The 14,298-nt window shown below is 68.1% G+C and carries 13 protein-coding genes; 2 read left to right on the forward strand and 11 right to left on the reverse strand.

What is annotated here, in order from left to right; translation table 11 throughout:
- The first annotated feature begins 128 nt into the window (after positions 1–128).
- On the forward strand, positions 129–1,013 hold the full coding sequence (ypfJ, locus tag GOHSU_RS07645; protein WP_005939297.1) for a KPN_02809 family neutral zinc metallopeptidase: 885 nt from the start codon (positions 129–131) through the stop codon (positions 1,011–1,013).
- Positions 1,014–1,034: 21 nt separating this feature from the next.
- Here the strand turns inward: ypfJ and hisS are convergent, their stop codons facing one another.
- Entirely contained in the window at positions 1,035–2,303 is a 1,269-nt protein-coding gene (gene hisS, locus GOHSU_RS07650) for a histidine--tRNA ligase (protein ID WP_005939300.1), read from the reverse strand.
- On the reverse strand, positions 2,300–3,001 hold the full coding sequence (locus tag GOHSU_RS07655) for an MBL fold metallo-hydrolase (RefSeq protein ID WP_005939303.1): 702 nt from the start codon (positions 2,999–3,001) through the stop codon (positions 2,300–2,302). Before GOHSU_RS07655 ends, hisS begins: the two co-directional genes overlap by 4 nt.
- 184 nt (positions 3,002–3,185) lie before the next feature.
- Here GOHSU_RS07655 and GOHSU_RS07660 point away from each other — a divergent pair, with 184 nt between their 5' ends.
- Positions 3,186–4,160 (forward strand): peptidylprolyl isomerase, encoded by a 975-nt coding sequence (locus tag GOHSU_RS07660; protein ID WP_005939306.1) that lies wholly within the window; start codon positions 3,186–3,188, stop codon positions 4,158–4,160.
- A gap of 98 nt (positions 4,161–4,258) precedes the next feature.
- Here GOHSU_RS07660 and GOHSU_RS07665 read toward each other — a convergent pair whose 3' ends face one another.
- The 9 genes from GOHSU_RS07665 to ruvC are packed head-to-tail and all read right to left on the reverse strand — an operon-like array spanning position 4,259 to position 14,295.
- Positions 4,259–6,565, reverse strand: coding sequence for a RelA/SpoT family protein (locus tag GOHSU_RS07665; protein ID WP_005939309.1), 2,307 nt, complete (start codon positions 6,563–6,565; stop codon positions 4,259–4,261).
- 43 nt (positions 6,566–6,608) lie between these two features.
- A complete protein-coding gene (locus GOHSU_RS07670; protein WP_005939312.1) occupies positions 6,609–7,181 on the reverse strand; it encodes an adenine phosphoribosyltransferase in 573 nt (190 codons plus the stop codon).
- Complete coding sequence (locus GOHSU_RS07675; protein WP_005939315.1) at positions 7,166–8,878, reverse strand: ABC transporter substrate-binding protein; 1,713 nt, start codon at positions 8,876–8,878, stop codon at positions 7,166–7,168. The genes GOHSU_RS07670 and GOHSU_RS07675 overlap by 16 nt, the downstream gene beginning before the upstream one ends.
- Complete coding sequence (gene secF, locus GOHSU_RS07680) at positions 8,875–9,933, reverse strand: protein translocase subunit SecF (protein ID WP_051139550.1); 1,059 nt, start codon at positions 9,931–9,933, stop codon at positions 8,875–8,877. Before secF ends, GOHSU_RS07675 begins: the two co-directional genes overlap by 4 nt.
- Positions 9,934–9,968: 35 nt before the next feature.
- On the reverse strand, positions 9,969–11,573 hold the full coding sequence (gene secD / locus GOHSU_RS07685; protein ID WP_005939321.1) for a protein translocase subunit SecD: 1,605 nt from the start codon (positions 11,571–11,573) through the stop codon (positions 9,969–9,971).
- 11 nt (positions 11,574–11,584) lie between these two features.
- Entirely contained in the window at positions 11,585–11,974 is a 390-nt protein-coding gene (yajC, locus tag GOHSU_RS07690) for a preprotein translocase subunit YajC (protein ID WP_005939323.1), read from the reverse strand.
- 55 nt (positions 11,975–12,029) lie between these two features.
- Positions 12,030–13,118, reverse strand: a complete 1,089-nt coding sequence (gene ruvB / locus GOHSU_RS07695; RefSeq protein ID WP_005939325.1) for a Holliday junction branch migration DNA helicase RuvB — start codon at positions 13,116–13,118, stop codon at positions 12,030–12,032.
- On the reverse strand, positions 13,115–13,711 hold the full coding sequence (ruvA, locus tag GOHSU_RS07700; RefSeq protein WP_005939327.1) for a Holliday junction branch migration protein RuvA: 597 nt from the start codon (positions 13,709–13,711) through the stop codon (positions 13,115–13,117). Before ruvA ends, ruvB begins: the two co-directional genes overlap by 4 nt.
- Positions 13,708–14,295, reverse strand: a complete 588-nt coding sequence (ruvC, locus tag GOHSU_RS07705) for a crossover junction endodeoxyribonuclease RuvC (protein ID WP_005939329.1) — start codon at positions 14,293–14,295, stop codon at positions 13,708–13,710. The genes ruvA and ruvC overlap by 4 nt, the downstream gene beginning before the upstream one ends.
- Between the last annotated feature and the right edge of the window lie 3 nt (positions 14,296–14,298).

Raw genomic sequence — 14,298 nt, forward strand, 5'->3', positions numbered from 1 at the left:
GCGTCGCCCCGCGAGGGCATCTCGCATCCCCTCCCGCGCCTGCGGACGCGACTCCGGTCGCGCAGTTACCCCCGCCGACCAGCGTCGCATCCCCGGGAGAAACGGCGTGGCTGTGTCATTATTGAGCCGTGACTTTTCAGGGTAGTGGTCGTATCGAATCCGGCCGGGTGAGCGCCGGCGGTTCGGGAGGCTCCGGCGGCGGATTCGGCGGCGGCCGCATCGCACTCGGCGGCGGGATCGGTCTGATCGTGACGATCGTGGCGCTGCTCTTCGGTATCGACATGGGCAGTCTGACCGGCGGTGGACCCACCTCCAGCCTGGGCCAGGACGTCGGCACCACCAGTAACAACGCCGAGCTGCAGCAGCACATCGACGAGTGCACATACGAAAAGGCCAACGACGGCGATTCGGTGTGCATCATCACCGCGACCGCCCAGAGTCTGGACACGATCTGGCCCAAACTGATCAACGGCTACACCGAGCCGAACACCGTGATCTTCTCGGGCAACATCAACACCGGCTGCGGTGCGGCCTCCTCGGCGATGGGCCCGTTCTACTGCCCTGCCGACCAGACGGCCTACTTCGACCCGAGTTTCTTCCAGGACCTCAAGCGGATGGGCGGCTCGGACGGCTCCCTGGCGCAGATGTACGTGGTGGCCCACGAGTACGGCCATCACGTCGAGAACCTGCTCGGTGTTCTGGCCAAGGGCCAGCGGATGGGCAACGACGGCTCGGTCCGCATCGAGCTGCAGGCCGACTGCCTGGCCGGGGTGTGGGCCTACCACGCCCAGGAGGGCACCGGCTCGGGCTATCTGCAGCCGATCACCGAGGAGCAGATCGCCACGGTGATCCAGACCGCGCGCGCCATCGGCGACGACACCATCCAGGGTGCGCGCTCGAATCCGGAGAGTTGGACGCACGGATCGGCCCAGCAGCGGGTCCGTTGGTTCCAGATCGGTTATTCCAGCGGCTCGGTCCGCAAATGCGACACCTTCGCCACCAACGACCTGTAGCCGGTTCCTGGCCGGTTCGGGTCAGCCCCGCAGGCGGGCGCTCAACTCGGTCAGGACCTCGTCGAGCCCGACCTTGACCTGATCGCCGGTAGCCAGATCCTTGAGCTCGATGGTTCGTTCGGCCAGTTCGTTCTCCCCGAGCACCAACGCGATCGCGGCGCCGGAACGATCAGCGGCCTTCATCGCCCCCTTGATGCCGCGATCGCCGTACGACAGATCGACGCTGATTCCGGCCTCCCGCAGACGTCCGGCCAGCGCGACGAGTTCGCCCTTGGCCGCCTCGCCCAGCGGCACCCCGTAGACCTGTACCCGGCCGCGACCGGCCACCGAGACGCCCTCGGCGGCCAGGGCCAGGACGGTGCGGTCCACGCCGATCCCGAAACCGATACCCGACAGGTCCTGCTTCCCGCCGATCTGACGCATCAGGCCGTCGTAGCGGCCTCCGCCGCCGATGCCGGACTGCGCACCGAGACCGTCGTGCACGAACTCGAAGGTGGTCTTGGTGTAGTAGTCCAGGCCGCGGACCAGGCGCGGGTTCAACTCATAGGCCACCCCGAGCCGGTCGAGGTGACGGCGGACCGCGGCGAAGTGGTCGCGGGCCGAGTCGCTGAGATGATCGATCATCAGCGGTGCACCGGCGGTCATCTCCTTGACCTCGGGGCGCTTGTCGTCGAGCACCCGCAGCGGGTTGATCCGGGCCCGGTCGCGGGTCGGTTCATCCAGGTCCAGGTTCAGCAGGAACTCTTGCAGCACCTGCCGGTACTGCGGCCGGCAGGTGTCGTCACCCAATGAGGTCAGTTCCAGGCGGTAGCCGGTCAGACCCAAACGGCGATAGCCCTCATCGGCGACCGCGATCACCTCGGCGTCCAGCGCCGGATCGTCGACGCCGATGGCCTCGACCCCGACCTGCTGCAGCTGACGGTAGCGCCCGGCCTGGGGGCGTTCGTAGCGGAAGAACGGCCCCGCATAGGAGACCTTGACCGGCAGCTGCCCGCGGTCCAGACCGTGCTGGATCACCGCGCGCATCACACCTGCCGTTCCCTCCGGCCGCAGGGTGACGCTGCGGCCACCGCGGTCGGCGAAGGTGTACATCTCTTTGCTGACCACATCGGTGGACTCGCCCACACCGCGGGCGAACAGGGCCGTGTCTTCGAAGACGGGCAGCTCGATGTGCCCGTAACCGGCCCGGTGGGCGGCCTCGCTCAGCGTCTCACGGACTGCCAGGAAGTCGGCCGAAGCCGGCGGGTAGTAGTCCGGGATCCCCTTGGGGGCGACGAATTCTGCGCTCACAGCCCGAATCGTCCCTTCTTCACATCGCCCGGCGCAGCGGCCAGGAACGGGTTGCCGGCGCGTTCGGCGCCGATGGTGGTCTGCGGGCCGTGTCCGGGCAGAATCAGCGTCTGATCGTCGCGCGGCAGCAGCTTGTCGGCGATCGAGTCGAGCAGCTGCTGGTGGCTGCCGCCGGGCAGATCGGTACGGCCGATCGAACCGGCGAAGAGCACGTCGCCGGCGAAGCACACCGGAGCGATGCCCTCCTCGGTCGGTACCTCCAGCGACAGCAGCACACTGCCGGGGGAATGTCCGGGTGCGTGGTCGACCTTCCAGCGGATCCCGGCGACATCGATCTCTTCGTCATCGCCGAATTCGATCACCTTCTCCGGTTCCCGGAATTTGAGCACACCGATCATCGTCGCCAGCGCCTTGCCCAGACCCTCCCCCGGTTTGGTGAGCATGCCGCGGTCCTCGGGATGGATGTAGACCGGAATCGAGTATTCATCGGCCAGTTCCTGAGCGTTCCAGGTGTGATCGAGGTGGCCGTGCGTCAGGAAGATCGCCACCGGCGTCAGCGACTGTTCGGTCAGCAGGGACCGCACCTGCGGGGCCGCATCCTGGCCGGGATCGATGATGATCGCCTCGCGGGTGTCCTCGTCGGCGACCAGGTAACAGTTGGTCTGGAACATGCCCGCGGGAAAACCGGTGATGATCACGGCTGCCTTCCTGATGGTGTCTCGGAGTGAGTCGACCGACTCTGTCCGTCAGTATCTCAGGACCGCGCCGGTCCGCGCGCACCGGCGCACCGGTCCCCGGCTGCGGGGGTGCCCTGCGATAGCATGGGGCGCCGATGGGCCGTCACGTCTTCCATGGCGGCAGACCACCAGGAGGATTCCCCGCGTGACGAGCAACGAGCAGCGCCGCGAAGCCGCGAAACGCAAGCTGGAACAGCGACTGGAGGCAGAACACGCGCAGGCTCGCAAACGCCGGATGATGATCTGGTCGGCCGCCGGTGCGGTCGCGATCGCGGTCCTGGCCACCGGTGCCTACTTCGGCTACCGGGCGTGGGACGATTCCCGCCGCGTGACCTGCGTCTACAACGAGGCTGCCGATCCGTTCAAGGAACTTCCCGACGAGCTGCCCGATACGGTCCCGGCTGAACAACGCGGACAGGTTCAGGAATTGCTGGACCACTACCGCAAGGGATCCGACAAGCTGCGCACCGCCCCCAGACCGGACACCCGGCCGTTCAAAGACGGCACCGTCTCGGTCAGCTTCGACACCAGCATCGGGGCGATCGATGCCACGCTGAACCGGGCCGACGCTCCCTGCAATGTCAACGGGGTGCTGACCCTGGCCGAGTCCGGCTACTACAACGACGTCCCCTGCAGTTCGATCGCCATCTCCAAGGACGGCGGGGCGATCCTGTGCGGTGACCCGACCACCACCGCCGGCACCCAGGCCGGCTGGGCCGGCGGCAACCCCGGGTGGGGCATGCCCGATGAGATGCCGACGGAGCTGAAGCCGCACGGTGAACCGAACCCGCTCGATCCGTCCGAGCAGCTGGTGACCTACCCCAAGGGGACGATCGCGGTCTTCAACGCCAATCAGCCGGAGAATCCGATGATGGGCCAGCCGGGTGCGGACAATACCGGTGCCGGCACCCTGTACTTCTTCCTCAAGGACACCCCGCTGCTGCCGAACTACGCGGTGATCGGCCACGTCGACCAGAGCGGAATGGCGATCCTGGACAAGATCGCCGACAACGGTATCGTTCGCGGCCCGGGTGCCAACACCCCCAAGCCAGGCGAGCAGCCCGAGGCCGGTCTGCCCAAGACACCGGTGATCATCAAGGATGTCGCCGTCAGCGACTGACCACCGCCGGGACCGAGCAGGGCCGGAACCGGGCTCACCGAGGGACCGCTCACGGGCCGAAGCGTTCCCCGCTGCAGTGCCGGCGAGGTGGCCCGGGCTCAGGACGCCGAGGTGACCCGGTAGACGTCGTAGACGCCCTCGACGTTGCGCACCACGTTGAGTACGTGTCCCAGATGTTTCGGATCACCCATCTCGAAGGTGAACTTGCTGACAGCGACGCGATCCCGGCCGGTCTGTACGGTGGCCGAGAGGATGTTGACCCGTTCGTCGGCCAGAACCCGGGTGATGTCGGAGAGCAGCCGGTGCCGGTCCAGTGCCTCGACCTGGATAGCGACCAGGAAGACCGACGACGGACTCGGTGCCCAGTGCACAGCGACGAGCCGCTCGGACTGTGCGCGCAGGGCAGCCGCATTGGTGCAGTCGTCCCGGTGCACGCTGACCCCGCCGCCGCGGGTGACGAAGCCGAGGATCTCATCGCCCGGTACCGGCGTACAGCATTTGGCCAGTTTGACCAGCACGTTGTCGATGTCCTCGACCTGAACCCCACTGTCGGCACTGCCGTGCCGCACGCTCGGTGACAGCGTGGACGGGGTGGAGCGTTCGGCCAGCTCCTCTTCGGCACTGTCGACCCCGCCGAGCATGGTGACCAGCCGGTGCACCACCCGGCCGGCGGTCAGGTTGTGTTCGCCGACGGCCGTGTACAGGCCATCGACGTCGTTGTAGCCCAATTCTTTGGCCAGGGTGTTGATCGAGTCGGCCGACAGCAGCCGCTGCAGCGGAAGACCTGCCCGGCGGACCTCCTTGATAATCGCGTCTTTGCCGGTGTCCAGCGCCTCTTCGCGGCGTTCTTTGGCGAACCATTGCCGGATCTTGGCCTTGGCCCGCGGGGAGACGACGAAGCTCTGCCAGTCCTTGCTGGGACCGGCGTTCTCGTCCTTGGCGGTGAAGACCTCCACCACCTCACCGTTCTCCAACGGCCGCTCCAGGGCCACCAGGCGGCCGTTGACGCGGGCGCCGATGCATCGGTGCCCGACTTCGGTGTGCACGGCGTAGGCGAAATCGACCGGTGTCGAACCGGTCGGCAGGGTCACCACGTCACCCTTCGGGGTGAACACGAAGATCTCCTTGACCGCCAGGTCGTAACGCAGCGATTCGAGGAACTCTCCGGGATCGGCGGCCTCGCGCTGCCAGTCCAGCAGCTGGCGCATCCAGGCCATATCGTCGACCTCGGCGACGTCGGTGGCCTTGCGGCCCTTGCCCTTGCGCCCCTCCTTGTAGCGCCAGTGCGCGGCGATGCCGAACTCGGCGGTACGGTGCATGTCGTGTGTCCGGATCTGCACCTCCAGGGGTTTGCCCTCGGGCCCGATGACGGTGGTGTGCAGCGACTGGTAGACCCCGTAACTGGGCTGGGCGATGTAGTCCTTGAATCGGCCGGCCATCGGATGCCACAGCGAGTGCACCACTCCCACCGCCGCGTAGCAGTCGCGGACCTCGTCACAGAGGATACGCATGCCCACCAGATCGTGGATGTCGTCGAAGTCCCGGCCCTTGACGATCATCTTCTGATAGATCGACCAGTAGTGCTTCGGACGGCCTTCCACGGTCGCGCTGATCCGGGAGCCGGCCAGTGCATTGTTCAGGTCGGTTCGGACCCGGGCCAGATAGGTGTCGCGGCTGGGCGCGCGGTCAGCGACCAGCCGGACGATCTCCTCGTACCGTTTCGGGTGCAGGATCGCAAAGGCCAGATCCTCCAGTTCCCACTTGACGGTGGCCATACCGAGCCGATGCGCCAGCGGAGCGATCACTTCCAGCGTCTCGCGCGCCTTGCGGGCCTGCTTTTCCGGCGGCAGAAAACGCATGGTGCGCATGTTGTGCAGTCGGTCGGCGACCTTGATCACCAGTACCCGTGGATCTCGGGCCATGGCGATGATCATCTTGCGGATGGTCTCGCCTTCGGCGGCACTGCCCAGGGCCACCTTGTCCAGCTTCGTGACCCCGTCGACCAGATGCGCCACCTCGGGACCGAAGTCGCTGGACAGCTGCTCCAGCGCGTAGCCGGTGTCTTCCACGGTGTCGTGCAACAGCGCCGCAACCAGGGTGATGGTGTCCATGCCCAGGTCCGCCAGGATGGTGGCCACGGCCAGCGGGTGGGTGATGTACGGATCGCCGGACTTACGGAACTGCCCCTCGTGATGGGTGGCGGCCACATCGTAAGCGCGCTGGAGAACGGCGACATCGGCCTTCGGGTAGACCTCCCGATGCAGTGCGGCCAGTGGTTCCAGGACCGGGTCGATGGCCCCGCGCGGGGCCGCGGTCATCCGGCGGGCCAGTCGGGCGCGCACCCGCCGCGAGCTCAGCGGCGTACCACCGTCGTCGGGCCGTCGTCCGGTGTCCGCTTCGCTCATGCCCGCAGTTTAGCCGCAGGGCCACCGGAAAATCGGTCGGCTCTCACCCGTCGCAGAGGTTGTGGACCGGAACAGCGATGCCCAGCCCGCCGGCCAGCGCGGCACGTCCGCCGAGCCCGGCCAATTCCATGATCACGGCCAGCCCCTGCACGTGTGCGCCGGCCTCAGTGAACAGACGGGCGGCCGCGGCAAGGGTCCCGCCGGTGGCCAGCACATCGTCGACGATCGCGACCTGCGTCCCGGCCAGTGCCAGTCCGGTCGCCGGCACCTCCAGGCGCGCGCTGCCGTATTCGAGTTCATAGTCCACACCGATCACCGGCGGCGGTAGCTTCCCGCCCTTGCGCACCGCGATCACCCCGATGTTCAGCTCACGGGCGATCGCCCCACCCAGCAGGAAACCGCGCGCATCGATGCCGGCGATGTAGTCGGCGCCGGCGCAATAGTGCGCCATCGCCGACACCACTGCCGCCAGGCCTTCCGGATCTGCCAGGACCGGGGTCAGGTCTTTGAAGGCGATTCCCGGCGAGGGAAAGTCGTCGACCAGTCGCACATGGGTGTCGATGGCCGCCCGGGCCCGTGCCAGCGGGGCATCGACGGCGGTCACTTGCGGGTCCATCGGTCCATGTTCCATCCGGTGCCGGTCTGTGCGAGGCCGGGCACCACCTGACCGGCTCCCCCGGTGTTTTCGCGGGCCCGCACTGTCCCGTACAGCGGGATCGACGCCAGGGCGTCCCACGCAGCAGTCTCGGCGGTCCGTGCCAGCGGCAGTCGGGCACTGTCACTGCGGGTGAGGGACAGATCGTTGATCGCTCCGGAGGCCTGCGGATTGCGGAAGTTCGACAGGTTCAGGGGGTCGCCGCCGAACAACTGGAAGGCATCGGGAAAGCCCGAAGCGGTACCGGCTGCAGCGCTGCCGGTGGGGCCATTGGTCAACAGCATATCCACCTCGCGACCCAAAGCCCCCGGCGTCAGCCCCGGTGCCCCTGCATCGATCACCGTGATGCCGGCGGCAGCGCATGAGGCGGCGATCGCGGCGGTAACGGCCTTACCGGTCGGGTCGGGGGCCACGTAGCCCAGACGCACCGTGACCGGGCGCGGGCGGCCGTCCTCTGCGCCCGGGCGCTGTGCCAGGATATTGCGGGCGAGTTTGACGTCGGCGCGCGGATAGCGACGGGCGTACTGGGAGTTGAGTGCACTGCCGAGGGGATCGCCGGGAGCGATGGTTCGCAGCGACCAGACCAGACCGTTGGCGCCGAACCGGCGGGCCAGCTCATCGCGGGGCACGCACGCGGCGAATGCGCGACGCACTGCCGGCTCGCTCATCACTCCCCGAGCGGCCGGTACCAACTGAGTGACCGATAGCGGACGGGGATCCTTGGCGGAGGTCCGGTTCTCCGATCCCTCGGCCCCGGCGGCCGCACGGCCCATCACCCGATCTGCCAGCGCCAGGTCCGCCGTGTCGAGGACCTCGATCCTGCTGTCGGCGACGGCCCGGTCGGACTCGGTGCCGCGAGGCCACACCACCACCTTCCGAGTCGCGGGAGCATCGCCCCACCACGTCTCGTTGGCGACCAGCGTCAACCCGTCCTCGGCGGTGAACGACTCGAGCCGGTACGGACCGGCCGAGGGGAAGTCCGCGGCGTCGATCTGCCGGCCGGGCTCCAGCTGGAAGCCGGTGTTCCAGGCTTCGGCAATCTTCGCGATCGCCCGCTGGTCCCCTGAGTTGAGGGCACCGACCACGTCGGTGACCCCCGAACGGCGTCCGACCACGTGGGCCGGCAGCAGCGCGCCCACCCCGAACAGGCTCTGCCACTGGACATAGTCCCGCCCCCGGGCGAATACGACGGTGGCGCTCTTGGCCCCGGCAGTGCAGTCGACCTTGCTGATGTCCCGGTAGCCGGCCGTGGTGGCCGGAGCGAAGCCGCGAACCTTCCCACCCATCGCCGCGGCGGCCAGCGCCAGATCGTCACACACCATCGGGGCGCCGTCGGAGTAGACGGCCTTCTCGTCGAAGGTGTATTCCAGGGTGAGCGTCGAGCCTTCCTGCACGGTGACCGTGCCGATGTCCCGGTCGGCGACCACCTGCCCGTCCGGACCGAGGTAGCTGAACCCGGGCAGTACCCGGGCCAGCGCCATGATGGCACCCGAGGAGTAACCCTCGACGGTGTTGACGTTGTAATCGGGCACGCCGGCGTCGACCAGATAGTCGATCTGATCGCGATCGCTGCCGCCGCAGGCGACGGTGAGGGTGCCCACCAGGGTGGCGGCCAGCCCGACGACGACTCCGCGGATCACGCGCCGGCGCCCGGTCATGCCTGCTGTGCCTCGAGCCGGGCGCGCCGGGCCAGCACCTTGCGGGTGTGCTCGGCGATGGCGGGTTTGCGTTCCTTCAGGCTGACCAGCAGCGGTGCGGCCAGGTAGATCGACGAGAAGGTACCCACCATGACGCCGACCAGCTGCACCAGTGCCAGGTCCTTGAGGGTGCCCACCCCGAGCATCCAGACGGCCACCACCATCAGTGCGATGATCGGCAGCACCGAGAACACCGTCGTGTTGATCGAGCGCATGAACGTCTGGTTCACCGCCAGGTTCGTCTGTTCGGCATAGGTACGACGGCGGGTCGCAAACACCCCGCGGGTGTTCTCTTCGACCTTGTCGAACACCACCACGGTGTCGTAGACGGAGAAGCCCAGGATGGTCAGCAGGCCGATCACCATCGCCGGTGTCACCTCGAAGCCGACCAGTGAATAGATGCCGGCGGTCACGATGAGGTCGAAGAACAAAGAGGCCATCGAGGCGATCGACATCTCCCGGTCGAACCGCAGGGCGATGTAGACGAACACCACCACCAGGAAGACCACCAAGGCGATCAGCATCTTCCTGGTGATCTCCGCACCCCAGGTGCTACTGACGTCCGAGCTGCTGACGTCACCGCTGGTGATAGCCGGGGCGAACGCGGTCGCCAGCGCCTCGGAGACCGTCGTCGTCTGTGCCTGATCCAGGTGATCGAGCCGGACCTGGATGGTCGAGGCCGCACCGCTGCCGGCGGTCTGCACCATGTGCGGGGCGAAGCCGAGCGAATCCTGCACCACCTCTTCGACCGAGGCGCTGGTCAGCGGCGGCTTGTTCGGCAGGGACAACTGGGTGCCGCCTTCGAAGTCGATGCCGAAGGTGAAGCCGCGGAAGATCATCGACGCGATGCAGATCGCCAGGATGATGCCGGAGACGATGTACCAACGACGGCGCTGTCCGACGATCTCGAAGGCGCCGGTACCGGTGTACAGGCGCGAGAGGAAGCTGCGGTTGCTGTCGCTGACGTAATCAGCGTCCTGCCACTGCGTGGTGGGTCCGTCGTCGACGACATCGATCCCGGTCGGCGGCTGATCGGACGGCTGCTGATTGGTCACTGGATCGACTCCTTCGCCGAGCTGCTGCGTGCGGCGGCCCGGCGGCGGGCCCTGGCCACCTCACTGACCGCGCCGAGGCCGTTGATACTGGGCTTGGACAGGAACTTCGAGCGCGTCGACAGCTCCACCAGCGGATGGGTCACCAGGAAGACCACCAGAACGTCCAGCAGCGTCGACAGGCCGAGGGTGAAGGCGAAGCCCCGGACCTCGCCGACGGCCAGTGCGTAGATGATCACCGAAGCGATGAAGCTGACCGCGTTACCGGTCCAGATGGTGCGCCGCGCGCTCGCCCAGCCACGGGGCACCGCCGATTTGAAGCTGCGGCCCTCACGCATCTCGTCCTTGATGCGCTCGAAGTAGACGACGAACGAGTCCGCCGTCATACCGATACCGATGATCAGACCGGCCATCCCGGCCAGGTCGAGGGTGAAACCGATCCATCGGCCCAGCAGCACCATCACGCCGTAGACCATGATCCCGGCGACGACCAGCGAACCAGCGGCCAGGAAACCCAGCATGCGGTAGTAGGCCAGCGAATAGATCAGCACGGCGATCAGACCGATCAGACCGGCGATCAGGGCCGCGCGCAGGGCCTGCCAGCCCAGGGTCGCCGAAACCGTTTCGGCCTCGGAGGCGCTGAACGACAGCGGCAGCGAACCGTACTTGAGGGCGTTGGCCAGCGATTGGGCCGCGTCCTGGGTGAAGTCGCCGCTGATCTCGGTACTGCCGGTGATCGCCGAGTTGATCGACGGTGCGCTCAGCACCCGCGAGTCCAGCGTCACCGCAGTCTGGCGGCCGATGTTGGCCGCGGTGTACTCGGCCCAGGTCTTGCGGGCGTCACCCTCGTAGTCGACGATGACGACCCAGGCGCCGGTGTCGTTCTGCTGGGCAGAGGCCTTGGCCACGTCCCGGCCGTCGATCAGCTTCGGTTCGAGCAGGTAGACCGCTTCGCCGTCATCGCTGCAGGCGACCAGGTACTGGTCGGGCGAATCGTGCCCGACCAGCGGATCGGCCCAGTCCGGCGAACAGTTCATCTTCGCCATGTGTTCGCGCAGCTGCTGCAGCCGTGCATCGTCGGCATCGGCGGGAGCCTGGCGCAGTCGGCGCTGCTCCTCGATCGCCGCAGCCTGCTGCTGCGCGGTCATATCGGCCGGCCGGGGCCCTTCCTGCTCCGGCTGCGGGGTCGCCGGCACCGTACCGGTGACCGGGTCGACCGGCCGGATGAACAGGCGGGCGGTCTGGCCGAGGGCACGGGCCTGCTTACCGTCGTCGCCGGGCACGGTGATCACGATGTTGCTGCCGTTGACCACCACTTCGGAGCCGCCGACACCCAGGCCGTTGACCCGCTGCTCGATGATCGAACGCGCCAGATCCAGCTGATCGCGCTGGGGGGCCTTGCCGTCATCGGTGCGGGCGGTCAGCACCACCCGGGTGCCGCCCTGCAGGTCGATCCCGAGTTTCGGTTCGGGTTTACCGTCGCCGGTGAAGAAGATCAGCGCGTACACGATGGCCATCAGTGCCAGGAACGCCGTCAACGGCTGCCACGGCGGGATGACGTTGCGCGCCACCGACCGGCGCGGACGTGGGGAGGGATTGCTCACGGACCGAAAGCCTACTTGTCCTTCGTATCCGGATCGTTCGACGCCTCCGGCGCGTCGTCCGAGGGGATCTCGGTGATCTGCTCGTCGAGCCCGATCTCGTCGGCGCCGGCGTCGGCTGCCCAGTCCGGCGCCTCGGTATCGGTGTGGTCGGTGACCACCTCGCGGATGGCCAGCCGGTTCCAGGTAGTGATCACGCCCGGGGCGATCTCGACCTCGATGTTCTCACCGCCGTCGTCGCTGTGGACGGTGCCGAACAGGCCGCTGCTGAGCTGGATACGCGCGCCCGGCACGGCCTGAGCTTTGATGTCGTTCATGGCCTGCGTGCGCTTTTTCTGATTCCGGAAACTCATGAAGAGCATCGCGACGGCGAAGGCGAGCAGAAGGGGGAGGAATAGATCCATGCGCTCTATAGTGCCAGGCGCCGGTGGTGGGGCGATGACGGGGACACCGCCGCCGTCAGCCCCGCCGGTCGTCGAACAGGGTCGGCGCGGCGTCCTCGCGGGCCCGGACCCCCAGACCCTGGCTGAGCGCTCCGGCCGGCGGGGTCAGCCCGAGGTGATGCCAGGCGGCCGAGGTAGCGACCCGGCCTCGCGGCGTGCGGGCGATCATCCCGGCGCGCACCAGGAACGGTTCGCACACCTCCTCGACGGTGGCCGGTTCCTCGCCGACCGCCACGGCCAGGGTCGACACCCCCACCGGTCCTCCGCCGAAGCCGCGCACCAGGGCACCCAGGACCGCGCGATCGAGGCGATCCAGGCCCAGTTCGTCGACGTCGTAGACCGCCAGGGCCGCCTGGGCACTGGGCACATCGATCCGCCCGTCACCGCGCACCTCGGCATAGTCGCGCACCCGGCGCAGCAGCCGGTTGGCGATGCGCGGGGTGCCACGCGAGCGTCCGGCCACCTCCACCGCGGCCTCCGGTTCCAGTGCAATGCCCAGGATCGCGGCCGACCGGGCCAGCACCTGTACCAGTTCGGCGGTCTCGTAGAACTCCATGTGCGCGGTGAACCCGAAGCGGTCGCGCAGCGGCCCGGTCAGCGCACCCGAGCGCGTCGTCGCGCCGACCAGTGTGAAAGGCGCCACATCCAGCGGGATGGAGGTGGCCCCGGGACCCTTTCCGACGACCACGTCGACGCGGAAGTCCTCCATGGCCAGGTAGAGCATCTCCTCGGCGGGCCGGGCGATGCGGTGGATCTCGTCGATGAAGAGCACATCGCCTTCGACGAGATTGGACAGCATCGCCGCCAGATCCCCGGCGCGCTCGAGCGCCGGACCGGAGGTGATGCGGATGGCCGCCCCCATCTCGGCGGCGATGATCATCGCCAGGGAGGTCTTCCCCAGTCCCGGCGGACCGGACAGCAGGATGTGGTCGGGGGTGCGGCCCCGGTTGCGCGCAGCGTGCAGCACCAATTCGAGTTGTTCGCGCACCTTGGCCTGGCCGATGAAGTCGGCCAGGGTCTTGGGCCGCAGGCTCGCATCCAGGTCCGCGTCCCCGGGAACCTGCGTTCCAGCCAGCAGCTCCTCCGCCTCGAAGTCGTCGTTCATCGCCGCGGCCCGAGGCCGGCCAGGGCGGCGCGCAGCAGCGCCGCCGAATCGGCACCGGGATCATCGGCCAGCACGCGCGCCACCGCCTGTCCGGCGGCGTTCTCGGTGAACCCCAGCCCGATCAGCGCCTCGGTCACCTGGGCAGCGACTCCGGCTGCACTACCCGGAACCTGCGCCGGGCCGGCCTCGGAGGGTGCGGCGACCTTGTCGCGCAGCTCCACCACCAGCCGTTCACCGACGCGTTTACCGATCCCGGGCACCGCGGTCAGCGCCTTCACATCCGAGTCGGCCAGGGCCCGTCGCAGCCGATCCGGTTCCAGCACCGCCAGGGTGGCCATCGCCAGGCGTGGCCCCACCCCGGTGACGGTCTGCAAGATCCCGAACAGCTCCCGCGCATCGGGATCGGTGAAGCCGTACAGCGTCATCGAGTCCTCGCGCACCACCATCGCGGTGCGCAGCCGGACGTGCTCGCCGCGGCGCAGCGTCGCCAGGGTCGGCGGGGTGGCCAGCACCCGGTAACCGACTCCGGCGCATTCGACGACGGCGTGATCGAGGGCGATGTCGATCACTTCACCGGAGACCGAGGAGATCACTGTTGTCCCGCCTTCACTCGTGCGTATTCGGCCTGCGCCTCGGCCAGCCGGCGCCGATGCGCCTCCTGAGCGAGGCGCGCGGCACGCGCCGCCTCTTCCATGCGTTCGTTGACCGGCCCGCGCCAGCAGTGGCAGATCGCCAACGCCAGCGCATCGGCCGCATCAGCCGGCTTGGGCGCCTGCTGCATACCCAGGATCCGGGTCACCATCATGGTGACCTGGGCTTTATCAGCACGCCCGGATCCGGTGACCGCAGCCTTGACCTCACTGGGGGTGTGGAACCGGACGGGAATTTCGCGCTGGGCGGCGGCCAGCGCCACCACTCCGGCTGCCTGAGCCGTCCCCATGGCCGTGCTGACCTGCCGCTGGGCGAAAACTCGTTCGACGGCGACGACGTCCGGACTGTGGGTGTCCATCCAGTGCTGCGCCGCGGCGTGAATGGCCAGCAGCCGTTCGGGCAGTTCCATCGACGACGGTGTGCGCACCACATCGACGTCCAGCGCGGTGACGGTGCGGCCGGCACCGGACTCCACCAGCGCGATACCGCACCGGGTCAGGCCCGGATCCACGCCCATCACGCGCACGCC

The sequence above is a fragment of the Gordonia hirsuta DSM 44140 = NBRC 16056 genome, assembly GCF_000333015.1.
Lineage (GTDB): Bacteria > Actinomycetota > Actinomycetes > Mycobacteriales > Mycobacteriaceae > Gordonia > Gordonia hirsuta.